The organism is Acetomicrobium sp. S15 = DSM 107314 (genome assembly GCF_016125955.1).
Classification (GTDB): domain Bacteria; phylum Synergistota; class Synergistia; order Synergistales; family Thermosynergistaceae; genus Thermosynergistes; species Thermosynergistes pyruvativorans.
This window is the reverse complement of the sequence record NZ_JADEVE010000042.1, coordinates 13,399-35,021: the sequence shown is the minus strand read 5'-3', so window position 1 is coordinate 35,021 and position 21,623 is coordinate 13,399. Positions and strand designations below refer to the sequence as shown.

Here is a 21,623-nt window from a genome sequence, read left to right as displayed (position 1 = left end):
ACGGGAAAAGGTGGGCGCTGGGTTTGTATGAGCAGAGAAGATGAGTATGACGCCATAGTAATAGGAGCCGGCATAATAGGCCTTTCCTGCGCTTATTATCTCACTAAGACCGGGAAGCGCGTGCTCGTGTTGGAGCGCAACTACGCAGGGAGCGGTACCTCTGGGGCGTGTGACGAGATGATCCTCCTTCAGTCCAAGACACCAGGGCTTTCCCTCGAGATGGCCTTTGTGAGCCTGGATATTTATCGTTCCTTACAGGCAGAGCTGGGTGAGGATCTGGAATTCGAGACGCGAGGCGGCATGATAATCATCGAGAAGGCGGAACATCTGTCTATAATGAAAGACTTTGTGGCAAAGCAGAAATCCTTCGGCCTGAATGTGGAAATTTTGAGTAAAAAAGAGGCTAAGGCCAAGCAACCTTTTGTTAGCGACTCCGTGGTGGCCTCCACTTATAGTCCCGATGACTCTCAGGTCAATCCGCTGCGCGTCATGTTCGCTCTTTTGCGAGCGGGCACCAGGGCCGACATGGCTTTCAAAAGGAGGTCAGAGGTGACATCTGTCGCCAAGACTGCGTGGGGCAGTTGGAAAGTGACGACCGCAGAAGGTGGTCCATACTTCTCTGACGTGGTGGTGAATGCGGCTGGCGTTTGGGCTCCCCGCGTAGCCTCTTTAGTGGACCTTCCCCTGCCCATAGAACCGAAAAGAGGGCAGATCGTCGTCACAGAACCCATACATCCCTTCGGAGAGACGAATGTCTGGGACTCCGAGTATATCGTCTCCAAGCTGATACCCGACCTCCCGAGGGATGAGCGCGCTGAAAGGTTGGGGCTCGGCTTTGCCTTGTCGAGGACTTGTAACGGCAATTATCTCATAGGCAGCACGAGGGAGTATGTCGGCTTTGACAAGGGCACGACCCATGAAGCCATAGAGGCCATATCGGCCAAAGCTGTTTCGCTCTTTCCGGCGCTCGCAAATGTGCGCATCATTAGGAGTTTCTCCGGTTTGAGGCCGGCGTGCAGGGACGGGAAGTGCGTTCTTGGGGAGGACCCCCAAAACCCTGGTTTTTTCGTCGCGGCCGGTCACGAGGGGGACGGCATCGCTCTGGCGCCAGTAACGGGGAAATTGCTGGCCGATTTGGTCTGTGGGCGCAAGGCCGAGCTGGATATTGCGGAATTGAGCCCGGCGCGATTTCGCAAGGCTGAGGCAATGACGAGGCACTTAAACTGATAGTCTGTCGAAAATGAAGGGAGTGGGGATTTTGAAGGAGTGGGGAAGACTCGTCACTGCGATGGTGACGCCGTTCGATGAGCATCTCAATGTGAATTATGAGCAAGCTGCGTTCTTGGCGAAGAGGTTGGTCAATGAGGGGACGACGGCCCTATTGGTCTCCGGCACCACCGGGGAATCTCCGACCCTTTCGGCTGAGGAAAAATGCGAGCTGTTTCGGATTGTAAAGAAGGCAGTGAGCGTTCCGGTCATCGCCGGAGTGGGAACTAACAGCACAAAAGCATCCGTAGAGATGGGCATGATGGCTAAGTCATGCGGCGTGGATGGGATCTTGGCTGTTGTGCCCTACTACAACAAACCCCCTCAAGAAGCTTTATTCAGACATTTCAAGGTGATTGCCGAAGAGGTGGGCTTACCCATGATGCTCTATAACGTGCCGAGCAGGACGAGCTGCAATTTGGAGGCCTCCACGACAATTGCCCTTTCTAAAGTGCCTCACGTAGTGGCTGTCAAAGAGGCCAGCGGCAACTTGGATCAAGTCGCCAAGATTATAAAGGAGGCGAATGTGGATTTCTTCGTCTATTCCGGCGACGACTCTCTTACCCTGCCCATCTTGGCGATCGGTGGCTATGGTGTAGTCAGCACATCTTCTAACGTGGCGAGCGCTCAAATGAGGGAGATGGTAGACGCCTTTGTTGGAGGGGATGTAGAAAAAGCTTCGAAGCTTCATCTCGAGCTTTTTGGCCTTATGAAAGCCCTCTTCGTGACGACGAACCCAATACCGGTGAAGGCAGCTCTGAATATGCTCGGCTTTGCTGTAGGTGGTTTGAGGCTTCCTCTAATGGAGGCGAACCCGGAGGTCAAGGAGGTGGTTAAAGGGGCCCTGGTCGAGTTGGGGTTTTTGCAGTAGCTGTTGGTTCAAGTAAAGATTAGCCAAGAAAAAGGGGGGAAGCGCGGTGAGGAAGTACATTAAAGCTTTAACTGCAGTCGTGATTGTCTGTTGTGCCTGTTTATGGGCGTTGCCGACTTTTGCGGCGGAGGAGTTAAAACCGACAACGCTCACGTGGATTGCTGGCGGCGTGGGTGGTGGTTGGTATACTCAAGCTGGTGGCATAGCGCGCCTGATCAACGAGAAAGAGCCGAAGATAGCCATAAAAGTCATCCCCGGCGGCGGTGTCGTAAATCCGGTAAGAGTATCGAGCGGCGAATGTGAGTTGGGCTGGGGTGTTCCATGGGTAGACAAAATGGCCTACAACGGCATACCGCCTGTTTATAAAGAATCTTATCCTAACATAAGAGCCATCGGAGGTATTTTTGGGATTTCTTACCTGCACTTTGTAGCTGCCAAAGAAACTGGGGTAAAGAGCGTCGAAGATTTATCTCAGATGGTTAAAAGCGGCAAGGCCGTAAAAATAGCTGCTCCCATGAAAGGCACTTCTGATCTCGTACTTACGGAGTTCATCTTGAGCTTTTACGGCATTTCTCTGAAGGATATAGAGGGGGCTGGCGGCAAAGTCTTTAATGCCGTATACGCCGACATGGTAAGCCTTTATCAGGACCATCACGTAGATTTCGTTGCAACTTACCTGGCTCTCCCAGCTGCCGCCATAACGGAGATGTCTTTTTCCAGAGATACGACGCTATTGCCTGTATCCGAAGAGTGCGTGGACGAGCTTAGCAAAAAACTCGGAACAATATCGAGAGAATCTGGCAAATGTATAATTCCGGCGGGCACTTATAAAGACCAGAACGCTGACGTCCTGGCTGTGGCAGGCGGCAACGAAATAATTGCAAACAAAGATCTGTCCGACTTTGTGGTTTATATCATTACCAAGATTGTTTGCGAAAATGTAGAACAAGTCCATGCCATCCATGAGCCGCTCAAGACGTTTATTCCTGAAAGAGGCTGGAAGGACGTGGCAATCCCTCTTCATCCAGGCGCTGAGAAGTACTATAGAGAAGCTGGCTATATGAAGTGAGGGGTGTTGCTGGTAGATGAGACGGCTTGAAGGATGGCGAAGATGGGTGGTGGGCGGCTGGCTTGTGGCCGCCGCCCTTTTCCAGCTTTATACCGCCGCTACCGGTATTATGCAGCCGCGCGTACAACGGGGAATTCATCTCTTCTTCCTTTTGCCTGTGGCGTTCCTTCTGTATCCTGCCACGAAGAAATCGCCCAAAGATAGGTTCACAGCTTTAGACGCTCTCTTGGCGGTTCTTTCTGCAATTCCGCCGATCTATCTCATAGTTGCAAATGAGACCCTCAACATGAGGTTTGAGTTTGTGGATCCTGTGACGTCGTTCGAGCTATTTTTGGGAATCCTCAACATTCTCATGCTCCTGGAAGCCATAAGGCGCGCAGTGGTGCCAGCTATGGCGATCTTAGTGGGAGCCTTCGTTGTTTATTTGTATGCGGCGCCGCACCTCCCGAGCATCTTCTACAGCAAACCCATAGCACTATCCAGGGTTGTCGAGATGCAGTATCTTATCACCGATGCTGGCATATACGGCGCTATTACTGGGGTGTCTGCTACCTTCGTTGCCCTTTTCGTCATCCTCGGAGCTTTTCTTGAGACTACCAAGATGGGGGAATTCTTCACCAAGGTGGCCTCTCGAGTGGCCGGCACAAGCCCAGGTGGACCCGCTCAAATAGCCGTCATAAGCAGCGGCCTCTTCGGCAGCATAAGCGGCGTAGGCGCAGCCAACGTGTATGCCACTGGTACGTTCACCATACCCATGATGAAGAGGATAGGATATAGGCCGCAATTCGCCGGAGCAGTTGAGGCCGTAGCCTCCACTGGAGGGCTTATTATGCCTCCCGTGATGGGAGCCGGGGCCTTTGTCATGTCAGAGTTGACGGGCATCTCTTATATAAAGATATGCGCTGCTGCGCTGTTAGGGGCGGTTTTTTATTATATGACTTTGAGCCTGACCGTTCGTTTTGTGGCTTTAAAGCACAATCTCAGAGGGATACCTCCGGAGGAGGTGCCTTCATGGAAAGAGATCGCACGCGATGCTTATCTTTTGCTCCCCGCCATTGGGCTGGTCTATCTCTTGGTTAAGGGTTATTCGCCTTTTATGGCCGCCTTTTATGCTATATTGCTCGCTTTGGGTGTAAGTTTCTTCAGGAAAGAAACGATGATGACGCCTAAAAAGCTACTTTCTGCCTTGGAATTGGGCGGCAGGAATATGATAATGATAGCCATAGCCTGTGCAGGAGCGGGAATGGTGGTGAGTATCGTCACCCACACGGGCTTGGGCTTAGGGATAGCTTCGGTGATCACCAGCTGGTCTGGGGGAATGCTTTTGCCGGCCCTGCTTTTGATCATGGTGACTTCCATAATCTTGGGGATGGGACTACCTTGCACGCCCGCCTACATTATAGCCATCACTATAGGTGGGCCCGCTCTATTGGCGATGGGTGTAGATGTGTTGAGCGCTCACCTTTTCGTATTTTATTTTGCCATACTAGCAGAAGTAACCCCTCCTGTCTGCATTGTCGCCTATTGCGGAGCTGCCATCGCCGGTTCCGATCCGATGAAAACCGGTTTTGAAGCGGCCAAGCTTGCTATTGTGGGTTTTATAGTCCCTTATATCTTCATGTATAACAAGGCCCTCCTCCTAAAGGGCTCCGTGTGGGAGATTTTAACCCTCATAATACTTCTTGGCGCTGCCTGTGCGCTTCTGGCAAGCGGCATAGCCGGTTATTTCTTCAGAAAACTTGGACCCTTTCGGAGAGCTTTGGTCTTTGTGGTGTCCGGTATATTGATAGCCTTTCTGGTTACTCCAGGTGTACCAGCTGAAATAGCGGCAATCGGCGTGGTGCTTTTGATAGCGCTTTGCGCGATCTTGAAACATTTCGCTATCAAAAAGGCGGCAGACAACCGCGCCTCTCAGGACGCCGCGGAAAGCTGATGGAGAGGGGTTTCGTGGCGATTGCAAAGGGCGGCAAGAGCGTATATGGATTCAGAATGGGGATCATTGTGCTTGAGACTCATTTCCCCAGGATTCCGGGGGATGTGGGAAATGCTTCCACGTGGGGCTTTCCTGTAGTATATAAGATCGTTAAGGGGGCTTCGCCTCATAGGGTCGTAAACGAGGGAGATATAAGCCTTCTTGAACCCTTCATCGATGCTGCTAAAAAACTTGAGATGAAAGGAGCCCGTGCCATCACCACTTCTTGTGGCTTCTTGGCGATGTTTCAAAAGGATATGGCAGCGGCGGTAAACGTTCCGCTCTTTACCTCCTCTTTGATGATGGTGCCGCTGGTGCATAGAATGCTCAAGCCCGACCAGAAGGTGGGAATACTCACGGTGAATAGCGAAGCGCTGACCCAGAGACATCTTGAAGGGGTAGGGGCCGATAGCGTTCCTATAGCCCTTGCCGGCCTCCAAGGCGGACATTTCAGCTCAGTCGTATTGGGAGACCGCGTGGAAATGGATACAGATAAGGCGAGGCAGGAACACATAGAAGCTGCAAAGAGGCTTGTGTCTGGAAATCCTGAGGTTGGTGCTATTGTACTCGAGTGCACTAACATGCCGCCATTCTCAAAAAGTGTTCAGGAGGCTGTGGGACTTCCCGTCTTCGACATTGTAGATCTTGGGAATATGATCTATCATGCGTGCGTCAAGTTTAGATACGAGGGCACCATGTAGGCGACAATATGGTAACCGTTTAGGCAGATTATCAAGGTTGTGGCATGCGTCCTGCCGGGTGAGCCGAGTGGTTCTTGAAGGTAAGCAAAGCAATGGTTATTTCTTTTGGAGGATGGGACATGGAGCTGGTGGAGAAGCACCCGATACTGGAGTTCAAGCATGGCCGTAAGGTGAAGTTCACCTTTGACGGCAGGGAAATGGATGGCTTCGAAGGGGAGCCCATCGCTGCTGCGCTCCACGCCAATGGTGTTAAAGTGTTGCGCTACATGCCAAAGAAGGGGCGGCCAAAAGGCTTTTTTTGTGCCATAGGGAAGTGCTCCTCCTGTTTTATGGTTGTAGATGGCATGCCAAACGTCAGGACCTGCATCACGCCCCTACGTGAGGGGATGCAAGTGGAAACTCAGCACGGTAACGGCATGTTGCGCGAGGGGATGTGATCATTTTGCGTACTCCCGATGTGTTAGTGATAGGTGGAGGGCCTGCCGGCCTTTCAGCCGCCGTTGAGGCTGCTTCCTTCGGCTGCCATGTGGTAGTAGTGAACGAAGACCTTGCCCTGGGAGGGCAGCTTATCAAGCAGACGCATAAATTTTTCGGGTCCGCTGCGGAACATGCTGGCACGCGCGGCGTCGAGATTGCGAAGATCTTGATAGATGAGCTCGAACGCTTTGGCGACCGCGTAGAAGTCTTTACCAATTGCTCTGCCCTCGGCTACTATCGCGATGGCGTTGTCACATGTATGGTCGGGGAGGAGCGATACTTCAAGGTAAAACCCAAGAAGGTCATCGTAGCTACCGGAGCGCTTGAAAAGCTCATCCCCTTCCCCGGCAACGACCTTCCCGGCGTTTACGGAGCCGGTGCTGTGCAGACTCTCATGAACGTCTATGGTGTAAAGCCTGCCAAGAGGGTCCTCATGGTGGGGGCTGGGAACATTGGCCTCATCGTGAGCTATCAATTACTTCAGGCTGGCGTTGACGTGGCTGCCATTGTGGAGTTTGCGCCCAAGGTAGGAGGATATTGGGTGCACGCCGCCAAGGTGCGCCGTTTGGGCGTGCCCATATATTTGCGCCATACGGTGAAGCGAGCGATCGGGGAGAACGCTGTAGAGGGCGCCGTCATCCAGGCTGTAAACGAGAAGGGCGAGTTTGTGGGAGACGAGAGGTTCATCGAATGCGACGTCATATGCATGGCCGTGGGCCTCACCCCTACGTGCGAGCTCCTCTGGCAGGCTGGATGTGAGATGTGTTATGTACCGGAGCTGGCAGGCCATGTGGCCGTGAGGGACAGAACGATGCGCACGTCTCGTCCCGACGTGTGGGTAGCTGGGGATGCGGCCGGGATAGAAGAAGCATCTACGGCCATGGTGGAAGGGCGTATAGCTGGTTTGGCTTCCGCACATTCCCTCGGGCATGTCGACGAAGAAGCCTTCAAAGAGAGATTGAGGGAGTATTGGAGGCGCCTTGACGTCTTGCGCGGCGGCGAAGCTGGGAGCAAGGCGAGATCAGGCACATTCAAGGTCATGATCGAAACATGGGAGGAAAGAAGCGTTGAAGTTCGATGACTTTGCGAGCGGCGTTTTGACGCGGGAGATGGCGAAAGCCGCCGCACCGCCAGCGGAGCTTTGGGAGAGCAAAAGGGGAGGCCTTGTAATAATAGAGTGCCCTCAACCCATACCGTGTGACCCGTGCCATACGAGCTGCCCCACAGGGGCGGTCTTGTCGTTCGAGGACATAAACGACCTCCCCAAAGTCGATTTCGCCAAGTGCACAGGGTGTGCTATGTGCGTAGCAAAATGCCCTGGTCTGGCCTGCTTTGTAGTTGATCTCACCTACGGGGGTGATGATGAAGCGCTGATGAAGCTTCCTTACGAAATGCTTCCCCGTCCCGAAGATGGCATGGAAGTGGACTGCTTGAACAGGGTGGGGGATATAGTGGCTAAAGGGATGGTCATAAGGGTTCAAGAGCCACAGCGCGACAGGACCCTGGTGGTGCATGTGGCGGTGCCGAAAGACCTCATATTAGACATAAGGGCGATAGGGGTAAAACCTCATGGATGATGACATAATCATCTGTAGATGCGAAGAGGTTACACTTGAGGAGATTAGGAAGTGCATAGAGGCAGGTTATGCCACTTTCGACGAGATAAAGAGACTGCTCCGCGTAGGGATGGGACCGTGCCAGGGAAGGGGCTGCAGGGAGATCGTCCTGCGCGAGATATCGCGCGCTACAGGCGTACCGTTGGAAAAACTTAACCCCGGCACCTTTCGTCCCCCTGCAAAGCCCATTCCTTTGAGGCTTTTGACCGAAGAAGGAGAGGGGGATTGACACCCCTCTCAGACGGCCGCATCCGCATCCTGTATATAAGCCTTTATGCCGGCTCTATGGTAACGGTCTTCTCTTTTCATCTCCCTGAGGCGCTGTATCACGCCATTTATATGTTCTTCCTCGTCTACTGTCATGAAGGTCCAATTGTGGCCGGGAAATATCGCGTCTCCCCAATGCGTTTTATGACCTATGTGCGCTCCAAGCACTTCTCTCCATATGGTGTATCCTGAGACGCCGTTTCCCTCTAAGACATCCCTTACGTCTTCGGCTATACTTTCGTTGCAGATGACCCAGAGCATCTTCAAGCCTGAGCTCCCTCCTTAGCTTCGACGAAGCGCTTCTTTCTCCTGACCTTTTCCTCCACTAAACTGTAAACTACAGGCACTAGGATAAGCGTTACCAGTGTAGAAAGCAATAATCCTCCTATAACTGATACTGCCAGCGGCCTCCATATCTCCGCACCTTCACCGCGACTTAAAGCCATGGGCAGCATCCCAAAAATCGTAGTGAGCGTAGTCATCAATATTGGACGTAAACGCCGCTTGCCACCTTCAAGCAGGGCATCGTATAGGCGTGAACCTCGCGCCCTCAAAAGGTTGATGTAATCTACCAGTACTATGGCATTGTTTACGACAATTCCAACCAGCATGACTATCCCCAGAAGAGCCTGCAACGAAAGGTAAACGCGTGTGACTAAAAGCCCAAAGACGACACCTGTCAATGCAAAAGGAATGCTAAACATTATCACGAAGGGGTCTAAGAAGGCTTCATACTGTCCGGCCATGACCATATAAACGAGGATTATCCCTAACAGTATTAAAGCTGCCATTTGGATAAACGTTTCCCTGAGATCTTCTACGTCGCCAGATATGGCAGTCCTCATGCCTGGTTTTAACTCTACTTCCGAAAGGACTTTCTCTACGTCTGCTGCTACTTCTCCCAAGGAGCGACCCTCTGTGTCGAGTTCGATTGTTACGTAGCGCTGGCGGTTTTTCCTGTTGACTTCAGGAGGACCAAAGGCCTCGGCAGGTTTTGCTATATTCGCAAGGCGGACCATTTCGCCTGTAACCGAGGGCACGAGCAATTTTTCTAACGTATCCCAAGAGTGACGTTGGGTTGGGTCGAGACGCGCCCATATCTCGTAGTTGTCGTCACCCTCCCAATAATCCTCATCAAATTCTATGCCGTAATAGTATGCCCTCAATGCTTGAGCTACATTGCTGGTGGTGACCCCTAAGAGCGCTGCCCTTTCTCTATCAACTTCTACCCATATTTCAGGTCGGTTTGGCTTTTGCGCTATCTCCACGTCAACGGCCCCGGGTATGTTTTGCACCCTTTCTTGGATGCGTTCGGCGTAGGAGAGCAATTCGGTGATGTTGTCGCCGTAAAGCTCTATGACGATCGGCTTACTGCTCCCACCCATCATAATAGGCGAAGCTACATTAACACTCAAGGCCTCAAAGCCGGGCATTTGACTGAATTGCTGCCTCAACTGTGCCACAACGGCGAAGGCCGAACGGTCTCTTTCTCCCTTGGGGACGAGCTGAACGCCTACACTACCCGTGTTTGAACCTTCACCTCTTATTGCGCTCATGCCTCCGCCGCTGCTTCCGCCGTATATGTAAACCGTTTCCGCCTCTGGAACGTTTTTTGTGGCATAGGTCATCATGTCCTTGGCGACCCGTTCTGTTTCTTCCATGCGGGTTCCTTCCGGCAGGCGGAAGCTCGCGCGCACAGACCCCGAGTCGGATCTGGGCACGAGTTCTGTCCCAACGCGTGTAAAACCTACCACTGTGAGGATTAGAAGAACTGCTGCTGCCACGACTACCTTACCTTTGTTGGCAAGTGCGCCGCCAAGCAACATTCGATAGTGGTCTTCAAGCCACTCTAAGGATTGCTCTATAAACTTGTGAATGCGACGCGTATCCGCATGGTGATGGAAAAATTGTCCCCCTATCATCGGCACAAAACTCAAAGATACTACAAGGGATGCCGCTATGGCTAAGCCCATTACCACCGATAGTGAGGAGAAGAAAATTCCCACCAGCCCAGTAATAAACACAAGAGGCAAGAGCACTGAAAGCGTCGTCAGTGTCGAAGCAGTGAGAGCGCCTCCTACCTCGCTTGCGCCTAGCATTGAGGCTGTCTTTCGTCGCTCTCCTTCTTCTATGTGGAAAATGATCTGATCGGTGGTGACTATGGCGTTATCGACAACCATGCCGCTTGCCACGGTCAAAGCTGATAGCGTCATCAGGTTAACCGTGTAACCTAAGAGGCGCATGGCTATAAAGGTTATGATCAGAGAGAAAGGTATTGCTCCGCATACAGCTACGGAAGCTGGAATCCTTCTCAAGAAAATATATGTCACGGCAGCCACGAGAGCCATGCCCTGGAAAAGGGTGATTGCCAATTGCCATACGGCGCGCTTTATGAAATCTGCCTGGTTATACCCTATAAGGTAATCAACATCGTTAGGAAATATTGTAGCTTTCAGTTCTTCTAATCGTTTTAGGACATCACCTGCCACTTGTACCGTGTTAGCGTCTGTATTTTTTGTTACCTGCATAACCACAGATTGTCTTTGGTTCGCCCAACCGAAGGTAGGGCGCTCTCTGTATCCGTCTTCCACGGTGGCCACGTCTTTTAAGTAAACGGGCTTACCTTTGTACGTACCGACAATAGCGTTGCCCATGGCCTGGGGGGTTTGAAAGCGTCCGGGCACTCGGATCTGGTATTCGGTGAGCCCCTCCTTAAACGTTCCGGCGGGAAGATTGAAATGTTCCCTTTGAAGGGTGTCTGCTACTTGCTGAGGTGAGAGATTGTAAGCGTTAAGCCTATCGAGGTCAAAGAGTATCTTTATCTCTCTGCGCTCGCCGCCAAAAACCGAGATGTCGCCCACGCCTGAAATGCGCTGTATTGCTTCGCTAACGTCGTTATCCACAAAGTGATACAGCCCGGGATAAGTAGGGCCTGCAGTGAATACTATAAGCATGATAGGAAGGGCATTGGATGATATGCGCCTGATTACCGGGTCGTCTGCGTCATCGGGCAGCCTGCGCTTTATAAGGTTTACCTCATCGCGCACATCTCCCATCCTGGCGTCTAAATCTTCGTCCCACTTGAAACGGAGAATAACCACAGACGCTCCATCCGCTGACACAGAGGTAAGTTCGTCTATGCCTTGAATGGTAGCGAGGCGGTCTTCTACCTCTTCTGTTACCTCTTGCTCGATGTCACTGGCAGAAGCACCACTCCACGTAGTTATCACCATGATGACAGGAGGTTCAATCTCGGGGAGTAAGTCGACTTTCAGCCCTATAAAAGAAACCGCTCCAAGGAGAAGCACGGCCATGAAGGCCATGAGCGTTGCTACGGGTCTTTTGACGCCAAGTTCCGGCAGGTTCACTGTGTTGCCACCTCCACAGGCACGCCGTCGGAGAGCTGCCTCACGACGGTCGTTATCACGAGATCAGATTCACCGATCCCTTCGGTTATCTCTATCCAATTGCCCTGTTCAGCGCCGCGCTTTATGGGGCGTTGTTGTGCTACGTTATCGGACACGACGAAACAGTACCACTCTCCCGTTCCTGCAAGTTGTCTAACCGCCTCCCTTGGCACGGCCAGAGCCTCGTGGCTTCCGACCACTATCTCGACACGTGCGAACATCCCGGGCTTTAATAACCCTTGAGAGGCAATTCTAACCTCTACTTCGCCGGTCCGCGTGATGGGGTCCAAAGTAGGGCTTATTCTATTTACTTTGCCAGTAAAATCTTGTTCGGGAAACGCGTCTACCTTAATATAAACATTTTGACCAAGTTTAACTTTAGGGTAATTGGCTTCTGTAATAGTGCCTTTGACCTTGACGTTATCCTGCCTCGAGATCACCAACAGCACGTCTCCGCTTTTTACGGTATCTCCAGGGTCAACGAGCCTTTCTGCTATTATGCCGCTTACTGGGGCGGCGACCTTATGGTAATTCTTGACGATCAACAGCTGTTCCAATCTGGCCTGGGCTTGTTTCAACTCTCTTTGTGCGAGGTCCAGACCAGCTTTTTCTACCTCATACTGTCCCTCGGTCTGATCGAATTGTTGACGGCTTATGACTTGTTCCTCGTAAAGTTGTTTATATCGCTTGTAATCCTTTTCAACTGTGGCAAGACGGCTTCTGGCCTGCGCTATGGCGGCCTCCGCTCGTGCCACGGCGGCTCTCGCCTCCTCAATCTGTCTTCTATTGAGGCTGTCATCCATTTCTACTAAAATGTCACCCATTTTAACTTCGTCGCCCACGTCGACGTTGACGCTTAAGATGGTGACATCGCCGACTTTTGAGGCCACACTCGCCTTCTCTTCTGCCTCTAAATTTCCGACGAACGTAACCGTGTCTTCGAACGTCATGAGCGTAGGCTTCGTGGCGGCCACTCTGATTTTCTGAACAGAAGGGGTAAGTTGAGTGGCATGGTCTACGCTGTTAGATTTTCCTCCATTCCAAAGTAGAAATACGATAACTGCTATAGCGATAACTACTATCAAAACACCATACTTGCGCTTCATTGAGGTTTTTCCCCCTTACTGCTGTTTAAAGATGCAAATTCAGTTCCGGTTGCTCCCATGGCGAAGAGCAGGTTAGAGTAAGCCGTATAAGCATCATATACGGAATTCACCAAAGCGTTGCTCGCGTCAATGTATGCGACCCTCGCATCCAAGACGTCTATGTTGGTGCCCACCTGGGTCTGATATCGTCTCAACGCCATTCTATAATCCTCCTCAGCCAGCCTTACCTGATCCTGGGAGACGTTGACTCTTTGTAACGCTGAAGCGAGGTCCAGGCCGGCTTGAGACACCTCGAGCTTAACCTGGTTTTCCATGTCGCTGATGCGGTGTAAGAGCTCCTGTGCCATGGATTTTGCCTCCATAACTCTCGATTCTATCTCGCGTCTGTCATAAAGTCTCCACTGGAAGAGCAGATCCACCCTCCATTCGTCCTCCTCGGGCAGAAGGTTTGTGTCGATCATCCCGCCAGATCCTTGAATATAAATCTGTGGCCTGGCTTGTCCCGCTGCGGATCTGGCGAGCGCTTGGGCTGACATTCGCAACGACTCCAGGCTTTTCAGTTCGGGTCGCAGTTTCAGCGCCTCCATTTGCGGGTCCTCTGGCAGATGAAACGGAGGCACCTCCGCTTCGGCCTCTGGTTGAGGCATCGTAATGCCTTTCGGCAAAGACACGCCGATGGCTTTCTCCAGGGCCGCTAAGGCCACGTCCACGGCATTGGCAGCACTGATGCGCTCCAATTCGGCACTGGAAACGTCTACCCGCACTCTCAAGACCTCGTTTAAAGCCACGACGCCGTTCCTGTGAAGGGCCTCCACCTCGTTTAGGTGTTCTTTGGCGAGGGCTAAGGCCTCAAGAGCTACGTTAAGGCGCGAGCGCGCCCTCTGGAGGTTATAGTATGAGACGCGGACGCCGTTGTCCACCATCTGTATGGTCCGCAACTCATCAGCCTTAGAAGCCTCAAGTTCTAACTTGGCCGACTCGACTCGAGCCTCCATGCTCCCCCCGCTGTATAGGAGATGGGTGAGGTTTATGGCCACTTCGTATGTCTCGTCGAAGGGGTTGTTTGTCAACCCTCCTTCACTCTTTGAGTAATTCGCTGACAAATCGAGCTTTGGCGCGAGTCCAGCCGCTGCCTGCTCCAGTCTCGCGCTTGCTTGATTTGTCCTCTCTCTCGCCGCTATTATTTGCGGGTTTTTCTCCATAGCAATGCTCAAAAGATCATCGAGATTCAGCGCTTTTTGTTCCTCCTGTGCCCATGCGCGATGACCCATCATTATAACCAAGAGTGAACAAAATAGCATCAAAAATATGAGCGCAAATGTCTTACGCTGCATAACTACGTCCCCCTTCGATTAACCGTTTCACTACGAATCGCCAAGATTTTTTAGCTTGATCGACATCGCACCTCAGCCCTACGTTCTTTGATATCCCCTCGAAACACGAACTCAGAGTTAGGGCGAGCTCTTTGGGAGACAACCTGTCTGTGCCGGACGATATAGCCGGGAAGGCCCTCTTCACCATGTCTATCATATCTTGCATGAGCGATTCCGAGAGTTCTTGGGCCATTTTACTTATTTGTTCGTTCCCCCTTCTGGCTTCCATCCACAGGTTCATCCATAGCATAATTCCCTCTTCGTCCATAGCTATGCAACCGAAGAAGTCTCCCCCTTTATCTATGAGATAGTCAATTGGCTTGCAACACATGTCTTCCTCTGTAGGAGCGAAGAAGGCTTTGATCTTGTCCACCTCCGCCTCTAATACTGCTCTGTACAAATCCATCTTGGTTTTAAAATGCCAGTAAAGTGCTCCCTTGCTCAAGTTCGCTTCTTTCACTATGGAATCTACGCTCGTGCCGTGGTATCCGTAGCGGGCGAAAAAATGGCGGGCCACTATCATTATCTGCTCCTTTGTGCCACTCAAATTTGATGCCATTTATCGAATTTCTCCCCTCGCGGTCCTTTTGTGTTGGAAATATAACACATACCGACTGGTCAGTCAAGGGCACCTTGGCTCCACCCCCGGCACGAAAAGGGATTATAATCTTTTGCGGACGCAATGAAAAGGGGGAAAGGCGATGGACGAGGATATTTGGTATATATTCAAAGGTGATGAATTGCTTTTATATAGCGCCTCAATACCCAGATTGCCGCATTCGAGCGAGGTAGCTCCGTTGGTTTCTTCATCGGTCCGAAGCGGAAAGCTTTCTTTGGGATATCGTGAAGCCTTTTGGGCGGAGGTGCCGTCGGATCTTCTTATCCCCTCGAAAATGGTGCCTATGGGGTTGCGCGAAGTGGGTGCGCTTTTGGGCGAAGAGGTTTTTGCGGAAGCGGGTAGGGCGTTTCAGATAATGAACTGGTACAGGCGCGCTTTCTTTTGCGTCTCTTGTGGTGCCCCATTGCGCGACTCGTCCGACGACCACGCGAGGGAGTGCATTTCTTGCGGTTCTATCTTCTATCCGCCCATCTCCCCGGCGGTCATCGTGGCTGTTGAGAGGGATGGAAAGATCTTGCTCGCCAGGAATGTCCGCTTCCCCCCAGGGCGATATAGTGTCATAGCTGGCTTCGTAGAGCCGGGCGAGAGCCTGGAAGAGGCGGTTCGGCGTGAGGTGAGGGAAGAGGTTTCCTTAGAAATAAGGGATCTGCAATATTTCGGAAGTCAATCGTGGCCCTTCCCTCACTCGCTCATGGTGGGCTTTACGGCCCATTGGGCTTCTGGTGAGATTCGAGTTGACGGCAAGGAAATAGAAGATGCAGGATGGTTTGCTCCGGACGAAATGCCAGACCTGCCCCAAGGGGTGAGCATATCGCGCAAGCTCATCGAGCACTTCAGAAGCGTTCACACACCTCATGGGGGTTAGCGAAGTGCTTTTATGGTCTGCCGATGGGTACGAGATAGAGAGGGCTTTCGTTTTGAGGCAGAGATAACACCATTTTTACCGACTCATCGTTGAAGGCGCCCACTACGACCGAGCCGAGCCCTAACGATATGGCCTGAAGGCATATGTTTTGCGCGCTGTGCCCTGCTTCCATGTGAGCGTACCGTATGCCACGCTCTCCGTATCTGGCCATGGTCCTTCCGTATGCTGCGGCTATTATTATGACAATGGGGGCATTTTTCACACAGCGCTGACGTAGCGCAGCGTCATAAAGCGCACCGCGGAGATCCCCCTTTGCCAACTCTGTAAGCTTGTGTTCTTGGGCTTCGTATTTATAAAGCCCTGGAGGTAGATCGTTTACCGATCCAGCTGCTATGTAAACCTCAAGTGGGTATGTGGCCCCAGCCGATGGGGTTGTCCTGAAGCCCCTGCGGTCTTCCGTTATACCTTGTGCTGCCCATAGGAGCTGAGAAAGCTCGGCGAGCTCGAGCGGGGCCTCTCTGAAGGATCGCACCGACCTCCTCATGGCCATGGCCTCCTCGAGTGACATCGGTCCCGAGAGCCTCGGTTCTAACAGTGATATCTCTTTAAGCGTCGCCGTGGCACTTTGCCCTGACGTCAGGATGAGCGCAAGAGAAAGGGGCAATATCAACCAAAACGGCATGATTTTCACCTCCTTGCATCTCTCGGCGCATCACATTTCCTCCACTTTTTTTATATTATCGTCATTTGAAAGGTCATCCAACCCTTCGGCGATGTCTTCTTCGCTTTCTTGCCCGGGGTGAAGATTTTTGCGCTTCAGCGCCTCGATTGCATCCAGCGGTTTTTCTAACTGCCGTTTCCTGGTGGTCGCCAAATCTTCATAATCCTTATACGCTCCCTCTATTTGTTTGCCTAAGTGGTTGAGTTTGTCCGAAAACTTCTCCCATTGGATTCTAAAGGTCCCGAGGAGTTTTAGAATCTCCCCTGAAGTGCGCTCTAAGGCGAAGTCGTCCGCAGCCTTTCGGATGACGGAGAGTACTGCATATAGCGTTGTGGGGGAACAAAAGATCACCTTGCTTTGCAGGGCTTCGTCGAGGATGGAGCCGTCGCACTCTTGTATAAAGGAATAGATTTGCTCATTGGGGATGAAAAGGAGCGCAAAATCCAGGGTATTTTGCTCCGGATTTATATATCCGCGGGTCGCTACTTCTTTAACTTTGCTCCTTACGTCGCGCAAAAAGGCGGTGCGGAACTGCGCTTTTTGTGATTCATCCTCAACCTCCAAGTAGCGCAGGTAGTTGTCGAAGGGAAACTTTACGTCCATATTCAGAATTGCTCCTTTTGGCAGGGGGAATGTAAAATCGGGCCGTGCGCCTGAGCCGTCTATGGGCTTTTGTTTGTAGTAGTTTACGTTTTCCACAAAGCCGATGAGGCGGAGCACGTCTTCGGCCATGCGCTCGCCCCACTGGCCTCTTGTCTTGGCGCTTGCGAGCGCTTCCCTCAATGCGCCGGCGACCTTGCCGAGTGCGGCAGCTTGTTCGCTCACTCCTTTGATTTGACTTGCCAGCTCTCCTAATTGGGATGCTCTCTCCTTCTCCAGTTCTTGCAGCATGTTGGATACGGCCTCAAGCCTGGCAGACATGGCCCGAAGCTGCTCGTCGATGAGCTCTTTCTTCTTCTCCAGTTCGCCCGTCGTGGCTTCCCTCTCCGATTCTAACTTGACTTTAGCGAGCTTTAAAAATTCTTCGGAGGAGCGTGAGAGTGCCTCCATAGATAGGCTGCCGAAGCTCTCTTTGAGGGATTTTGTTACGTTTTCGAGCAGTCCTTCCATCTCTTCTTCCATCTTTCGGTTTGCCTTGGCTCGAAGTGCGCTCAAAAGAAGGGCTATAACCAACCCCAGCAAGAAGCCGACGATAAATGCGAAGACAGCGAAGCTTAAAGATACGCCTGTCACGATATTCCCCCCTCGATAAATCTCATCTTATATAAATATGGGCGAGTTTCTCTTGATGAAACTCCCTCCGCCCTTTGATCCCACGAAGGCTCCTCCTTTTGCCAAAATCTTTCCTCTCAGCATGACGGCCTCGGGATATCCTTTAACCGCAAACCCCTCATAAGGCGTGTAGTCCACGTTTTCATGGAGCATCGAGCGTTCGATCGTCTTTTCTTCATTAGGGTCCAATATTACGAGGTCTGCGTCGCTTCCTACGGCTATGGCGCCCTTCTTGGGGTATATGCCGAATATCTTGGCTGCGTTCGTAGAGGTGAGCTGAACGTATCTATTCATGTCGAACTTACCGGCGCAGACGCCGTAGGTATAGAGGAGGGCCATTCTTAGCTCCACCCCAGGGGCACCGTTGGGTATCTTTACAAATGACTCCTTGTCCATCTCCTTCTGTTTCATGAAAAAGGGACAGTGATCCGTCGATACGACCTGCAATACATCCTCTTTGAGGGCTTTCCACAAGAATGGTTGACTCTCTTTATCCCTTAGAGGTGGCGACATGACGTATTTAGCTCCTGCGAAACCCGGTTCCAGGTAGTTTTCATACGAAAGCAGGAGATACTGAGGGCACGTTTCTCCCATCGCAGTTATCCCCTCGCTTCTGGCGCGATCTATTTCCTCTACTGACTCTCTGCAGGAGACGTGAACCATATAGATGGGAGCGCCCGCGAGGCGCGCAAGCTTAATGGCTCTGCCAGTTGCCTCGCCTTCAGCAATAGGGGGGCGCGATAAAGCATGGTACTGTGGTTCTACCTTTCCTTCTGCCATGAAGCGCTTTGTGTAGTAGTTTATGATATGGAAGTTTTCGGCATGGACTGCCACCAGCCCTCCGCCCTCCGACGCTTTGATCAACGATTCTAAGAGCACGTCATCGGTGGCCATGAGTCCTTCATATGTCATAAAGAGCTTAAAGCTTGTATATCCATTCCTTATCATCTCTGGAATTTCTCGCATAACCGTGTCGCTGGGGTGGGCTATGACCACGTGGAATCCGTAGTCCACGGGGCACTTTTCGCTGGCCTTTTTGTGCCATTCTTCTACGGTTTCCCCGAGAGACATCCCGTCACGCCATTGGTTGGCGAAGTCTACAATAGTCGTCGTTCCGCCACAGGCAGCGGCAATGCCGCCCGTCTCGAAGTCATCGCTCGACCTCGTGCCCATGAACGGCATATCGAAGTGAGTGTGAGGATCTATGCCGCCCGGTATAACATATCTGTCAAAAGCGTTTACGGTTTCCTTCGCGTCGTCTCCCAAGTTGATACCTATAGCCGATATTCTGCCATCTTTAATGCCTATATCTGCAACGTAGGAATCGCACGCCGTAAACACCGTGCCGCCTTTCACAATCGAGTCAAAGTGGCTCATAAAAACCCCCCCTCTCTTTGGAATTTATCATAATGTTCATTTACCCTTGAGGCAAGGAGTAGGCTTTAAGTCAATTGTCGCCCCAATCTGCTTGCCATCAAACCGGAAAGCTTGGGATTAAATAACAAAAGATCTCCCTTCCTACTCAAATTGCGTGCCGGAAGGGAGATCTTCTCAGGGAAAGATCTTTGTCTACTTTATTTTCAGGATCCAACCCTCAGGTGCCTTGATGTCGCCGAATTGTATTCCGCAGAGGGTCTCGTATAGTTTCTTGGTTACGGGACCTGCCTCCGTTTCGCTGTAGAAGACGTGCAGCTTGCCTTTGTATTCGATCCCGCCTATGGGGGTTATTACTGCAGCGGTCCCGCAAGCGCCGGCTTCTGCGAATTCATCCAGTTTATCGATGAATATCTCCCTTTCTTCGGCCTCCATGCCGAGATAGTCCTTTGCCACCTGCATCAGGGAAAGCCTGGTTATGCCCGGCAGGATGGAGGGCGATTTTGCAGCGACGAACTTGTTATCTTTCGTGATGCCGAAGAAGTTTGCAGCTCCGACTTCTTCGATTTTCGTATGGGTTGCAGGGTCCAGGTAGATGCAATCGGCAAAACCTCTTTCCACTGCCTTAGCGTGGGGCAAGAGGCTCGCCGCATAATTTCCTCCGACCTTTGCGGCGCCAGTGCCGTTTGGAGCAGCTCTGTCATAATCGGTCACGGTGAAATTGACGGGGGTGAGGCCGCCTTTGAAGTAAGCGCCCACCGGCATGCAAAAGACACAAAAGATGTATTCGGAAGCCGGCGCTACGCCGATAGTTTCTCCTGAACCTATCAGAAAGGGTCTGATGTAGAGCGTGGCCCCGGTGCCGTAGGGCGGTACATAAGCTTCGTTTGCCTTTACGACCCTTACGCAGGCGTCGACGAATTTCTCCACGGGCACCTCTGGCATCAGGAGCCTTTTTGCGCTCTCCTGCATGCGTTTGGCGTTCATATCGGGCCTGAAAAGTTGTATTTCCCCCTCTTTCGTACGATAGGCCTTAAGCCCTTCAAAACATTCCTGTCCATAGTGCAGGACGTTGGCGGCTTCGCTCAGGGCGAGCATGTTGTCCTCTACCAGTTTCCCTTCGTCCCACTTCCCGTCTTTCCACCTCGAAATATATCGGAAGTCCGTTTTCATATATTTGAACCCCAACGCCTTCCAGTCGATGTTCACAGTCTTACCCATCGTATCTCCCCCTTTTTGGTGATTATATAATATCTTTCAGTCCCATGTCTTGCCGACGGTTTTCCTCAAAAATAATCTCTTCGAAATCTCATTGTTTCCCCACAATTGACGAAAAGGGCAACCACTCCGACAATCCCTTTTGGACAAGACTTTCATCAAGGGGGGTTTTGGAATGGTTGCCCAGATACCAAAAGGAGTATACACCATGAAGGCTAAACGCGCCATCATCAAGCACAACGCGGCTCTCTATCGGAAGGCTACGAAGAAGGTGAAGTCTATAATGCTCGACGAGTTTACCGAGATGCTCCACATGAATAGACAACATCTGGCAAAGCTTTTAAGGAATACGGGAAGAGTAGTGGCGAGAAAGGGCAATGTCGTAGTCGTATCGGATTTGTCCCCTAAAAGCCTGTCGAGGAGGGGGAAAAAGAGAGTCTACGGCCAGGACGTAGTAGAAGCCTTGAAGAAGATATGGCCCCTTACTGGATACGCCTCTTCTAAGCATCTCGTGGCCTTCATAAGGCTCAATCACGATATACTCTTCACTCATCCTGAGTTTAAGGACTTAAGACAGGACGCGAAGGACAAGCTCCTTAAAGTCTCGGCTTCCACTGTAGACAGGCTCCTCAAGCCCTATAGAGGCAAGCTTAAGCTTAAAAAACGATACAGGGCAAACCCATTCAGCAGCAACCTAAAAAAATCCATACAGGTGGAATCCTGGTTCGATAAGCCCAAAGAGCCAGGATATGTGGAGGTAGACCTGGTTCATCATTCAGGAGTGTCTGGTAAGGGTGAATTCATCTACACACTCACAGCTACAGAGGTATCTACGGGCTGGACCGAGCTCCGAGCTCTCAAGAACAAGGCAATGGTGTGGACGCGCAAGGCCTTAGAGGACGTAGCCCATGTAATGCCTATACACATGAAGAAGTTACACTCCGATAATGGCTCGGAATTCATAAATGCCCATGTGCATAAATTCTGCAAGGGAAGGGGGATAGATTTTACGCGCTCCAGGCCTTACAGAAAAAACGACTCGCCCTACGTAGAGAGCAAGAACTGGTCTATGGTGAGGGCATATACCGGATGGAGGAGGTATGATACCGATGAGGAGCTCGAAGCGCTCAGAAATTTGCTCAGGCTCATAACGATAAGGCACAATCTATTTATGCCACATATGAGGCTCGTATCGAGACATAGGGAGGACGGGAAGGTACATAAGACCTACGATATGGATATACCGCTGAACAGGGTCTTAAAAAGTCCGGCGGCCGACGCAGATACAAAACAAAACCTCACTAACTCCAGAAATTCTACGGACATAGTGAGGCTATCAAAGGAGATAGAACAGGCATCTGAAAGACTGTCCCATGCCTATGAGAAGAAACTGAGGAGGCTTAACGATGCTTAAACAGAATCACATTTC

Annotated in this window: 20 protein-coding genes; 11 read left to right on the top strand and 9 right to left on the bottom strand. The window is 51.5% G+C overall.

From position 1 onward, the window contains the following. The first annotated feature begins 27 nt into the window (after positions 1–27). From EZM41_RS00850 to EZM41_RS00810, 9 genes are all read left to right on the top strand, one after another. The gene (locus EZM41_RS00850; RefSeq protein ID WP_198468464.1) at positions 28–1,227 is read left to right on the top strand and encodes an NAD(P)/FAD-dependent oxidoreductase; all 1,200 of its coding nucleotides are present in this window, start codon (positions 28–30) and stop codon (positions 1,225–1,227) included. A gap of 31 nt (positions 1,228–1,258) precedes the next feature. Beyond that, positions 1,259–2,137 carry a 4-hydroxy-tetrahydrodipicolinate synthase gene (gene dapA, locus EZM41_RS00845; RefSeq protein WP_198468462.1) on the top strand — a complete coding sequence of 293 codons (879 nt, stop codon included), beginning with the start codon at positions 1,259–1,261 and terminating at the stop codon, positions 2,135–2,137. 46 nt (positions 2,138–2,183) lie between these two features. Beyond that, positions 2,184–3,206 carry a TAXI family TRAP transporter solute-binding subunit gene (locus EZM41_RS00840; protein ID WP_198468460.1) on the top strand — a complete coding sequence of 341 codons (1,023 nt, stop codon included), beginning with the start codon at positions 2,184–2,186 and terminating at the stop codon, positions 3,204–3,206. Between the two features lie 16 nt (positions 3,207–3,222). Beyond that, positions 3,223–5,139, top strand: a complete 1,917-nt coding sequence (locus EZM41_RS00835) for a TRAP transporter permease (RefSeq protein ID WP_198468459.1) — start codon at positions 3,223–3,225, stop codon at positions 5,137–5,139. A gap of 14 nt (positions 5,140–5,153) precedes the next feature. Beyond that, positions 5,154–5,879: an aspartate/glutamate racemase family protein gene (locus tag EZM41_RS00830; RefSeq protein ID WP_198468457.1), complete on the top strand. Its 726-nt coding sequence runs from the start codon at positions 5,154–5,156 to the stop codon at positions 5,877–5,879. Positions 5,880–5,998: 119 nt separating this feature from the next. Further along, complete coding sequence (locus EZM41_RS00825) at positions 5,999–6,316, top strand: (2Fe-2S)-binding protein (RefSeq protein WP_198468455.1); 318 nt, start codon at positions 5,999–6,001, stop codon at positions 6,314–6,316. Then, positions 6,313–7,437, top strand: a complete 1,125-nt coding sequence (locus tag EZM41_RS00820) for an NAD(P)/FAD-dependent oxidoreductase (protein ID WP_446697795.1) — start codon at positions 6,313–6,315, stop codon at positions 7,435–7,437. The genes EZM41_RS00825 and EZM41_RS00820 overlap by 4 nt, the downstream gene beginning before the upstream one ends. Beyond that, positions 7,424–7,933, top strand: coding sequence for a 4Fe-4S ferredoxin (locus EZM41_RS00815; protein ID WP_342449185.1), 510 nt, complete (start codon positions 7,424–7,426; stop codon positions 7,931–7,933). Before EZM41_RS00820 ends, EZM41_RS00815 begins: the two co-directional genes overlap by 14 nt. Next, positions 7,926–8,201, top strand: coding sequence for a (2Fe-2S)-binding protein (locus EZM41_RS00810; RefSeq protein ID WP_198468454.1), 276 nt, complete (start codon positions 7,926–7,928; stop codon positions 8,199–8,201). Before EZM41_RS00815 ends, EZM41_RS00810 begins: the two co-directional genes overlap by 8 nt. An 8-nt stretch (positions 8,202–8,209) precedes the next feature. Here EZM41_RS00810 and EZM41_RS00805 read toward each other — a convergent pair whose 3' ends face one another. Genes EZM41_RS00805 through EZM41_RS00785 form a run of 5 tightly spaced genes read right to left on the bottom strand, consistent with a single transcriptional unit; the run spans position 8,210 to position 14,684 of the window. After that, a complete protein-coding gene (locus EZM41_RS00805; RefSeq protein WP_342449187.1) occupies positions 8,210–8,500 on the bottom strand; it encodes a PG0541 family transporter-associated protein in 291 nt (96 codons plus the stop codon). Between the two features lie 2 nt (positions 8,501–8,502). Beyond that, complete coding sequence (locus EZM41_RS00800; RefSeq protein WP_198468450.1) at positions 8,503–11,607, bottom strand: efflux RND transporter permease subunit; 3,105 nt, start codon at positions 11,605–11,607, stop codon at positions 8,503–8,505. Beyond that, positions 11,604–12,752 carry an efflux RND transporter periplasmic adaptor subunit gene (locus EZM41_RS00795; protein ID WP_198468447.1) on the bottom strand — a complete coding sequence of 383 codons (1,149 nt, stop codon included), beginning with the start codon at positions 12,750–12,752 and terminating at the stop codon, positions 11,604–11,606. The genes EZM41_RS00800 and EZM41_RS00795 overlap by 4 nt, the downstream gene beginning before the upstream one ends. Next, complete coding sequence (locus tag EZM41_RS00790; RefSeq protein ID WP_198468445.1) at positions 12,749–14,086, bottom strand: TolC family protein; 1,338 nt, start codon at positions 14,084–14,086, stop codon at positions 12,749–12,751. The genes EZM41_RS00795 and EZM41_RS00790 overlap by 4 nt, the downstream gene beginning before the upstream one ends. Next, positions 14,076–14,684, bottom strand: a complete 609-nt coding sequence (locus tag EZM41_RS00785) for a TetR/AcrR family transcriptional regulator (RefSeq protein ID WP_198468444.1) — start codon at positions 14,682–14,684, stop codon at positions 14,076–14,078. The genes EZM41_RS00790 and EZM41_RS00785 overlap by 11 nt, the downstream gene beginning before the upstream one ends. Positions 14,685–14,826: 142 nt before the next feature. Here EZM41_RS00785 and nudC point away from each other — a divergent pair, with 142 nt between their 5' ends. Further along, positions 14,827–15,609 carry an NAD(+) diphosphatase gene (nudC, locus tag EZM41_RS00780; RefSeq protein WP_198468442.1) on the top strand — a complete coding sequence of 261 codons (783 nt, stop codon included), beginning with the start codon at positions 14,827–14,829 and terminating at the stop codon, positions 15,607–15,609. Positions 15,610–15,619: 10 nt separating this feature from the next. Here the strand turns inward: nudC and EZM41_RS00775 are convergent, their stop codons facing one another. The 4 genes from EZM41_RS00775 to EZM41_RS00760 form a co-directional block, all read right to left on the bottom strand. Beyond that, positions 15,620–16,291, bottom strand: coding sequence for a SagB/ThcOx family dehydrogenase (locus tag EZM41_RS00775; protein WP_198468440.1), 672 nt, complete (start codon positions 16,289–16,291; stop codon positions 15,620–15,622). A gap of 30 nt (positions 16,292–16,321) precedes the next feature. Beyond that, the gene (locus EZM41_RS00770) at positions 16,322–17,563 is read right to left on the bottom strand and encodes a DNA recombination protein RmuC (protein ID WP_198468438.1); all 1,242 of its coding nucleotides are present in this window, start codon (positions 17,561–17,563) and stop codon (positions 16,322–16,324) included. Positions 17,564–17,590: 27 nt separating this feature from the next. After that, positions 17,591–18,979, bottom strand: a complete 1,389-nt coding sequence (gene hydA, locus EZM41_RS00765) for a dihydropyrimidinase (protein ID WP_198468436.1) — start codon at positions 18,977–18,979, stop codon at positions 17,591–17,593. Positions 18,980–19,171: 192 nt separating this feature from the next. Beyond that, the gene (locus EZM41_RS00760; RefSeq protein WP_198468435.1) at positions 19,172–20,197 is read right to left on the bottom strand and encodes a branched-chain amino acid aminotransferase; all 1,026 of its coding nucleotides are present in this window, start codon (positions 20,195–20,197) and stop codon (positions 19,172–19,174) included. Between the two features lie 172 nt (positions 20,198–20,369). On the opposite strand from EZM41_RS00760, the gene EZM41_RS00755 reads away from it, so the two are divergent. Beyond that, positions 20,370–21,608: an integrase catalytic domain-containing protein gene (locus EZM41_RS00755; protein ID WP_198468433.1), complete on the top strand. Its 1,239-nt coding sequence runs from the start codon at positions 20,370–20,372 to the stop codon at positions 21,606–21,608. Positions 21,609–21,623 lie beyond the last annotated feature (15 nt).

What these genes read in the sequence shown, in the direction of transcription:
- hydA (WP_198468436.1), bottom strand. Translation starts at nt 18,979, where the DNA reads ATGAGCCACTTTGACTCGATTGTGAAAGGCGGCACGGTGTTTACGGCG.
- EZM41_RS00825 (WP_198468455.1), top strand. Translation starts at nt 5,999, where the DNA reads ATGGAGCTGGTGGAGAAGCACCCGATACTGGAGTTCAAGCATGGCCGT.
- EZM41_RS00850 (WP_198468464.1), top strand. Translation starts at nt 28, where the DNA reads ATGAGCAGAGAAGATGAGTATGACGCCATAGTAATAGGAGCCGGCATA.
- EZM41_RS00775 (WP_198468440.1), bottom strand. Translation starts at nt 16,291, where the DNA reads ATGCCGTTTTGGTTGATATTGCCCCTTTCTCTTGCGCTCATCCTGACG.
- EZM41_RS00760 (WP_198468435.1), bottom strand. Translation starts at nt 20,197, where the DNA reads ATGGGTAAGACTGTGAACATCGACTGGAAGGCGTTGGGGTTCAAATAT.
- EZM41_RS00805 (WP_342449187.1), bottom strand. Translation starts at nt 8,500, where the DNA reads ATGCTCTGGGTCATCTGCAACGAAAGTATAGCCGAAGACGTAAGGGAT.
- EZM41_RS00835 (WP_198468459.1), top strand. Translation starts at nt 3,223, where the DNA reads ATGAGACGGCTTGAAGGATGGCGAAGATGGGTGGTGGGCGGCTGGCTT.
- EZM41_RS00785 (WP_198468444.1), bottom strand. Translation starts at nt 14,684, where the DNA reads ATGGCATCAAATTTGAGTGGCACAAAGGAGCAGATAATGATAGTGGCC.
- EZM41_RS00755 (WP_198468433.1), top strand. Translation starts at nt 20,370, where the DNA reads ATGGTTGCCCAGATACCAAAAGGAGTATACACCATGAAGGCTAAACGC.
- EZM41_RS00795 (WP_198468447.1), bottom strand. Translation starts at nt 12,752, where the DNA reads ATGAAGCGCAAGTATGGTGTTTTGATAGTAGTTATCGCTATAGCAGTT.
- nudC (WP_198468442.1), top strand. Translation starts at nt 14,827, where the DNA reads ATGGACGAGGATATTTGGTATATATTCAAAGGTGATGAATTGCTTTTA.
- EZM41_RS00810 (WP_198468454.1), top strand. Translation starts at nt 7,926, where the DNA reads ATGGATGATGACATAATCATCTGTAGATGCGAAGAGGTTACACTTGAG.
- EZM41_RS00790 (WP_198468445.1), bottom strand. Translation starts at nt 14,086, where the DNA reads ATGCAGCGTAAGACATTTGCGCTCATATTTTTGATGCTATTTTGTTCA.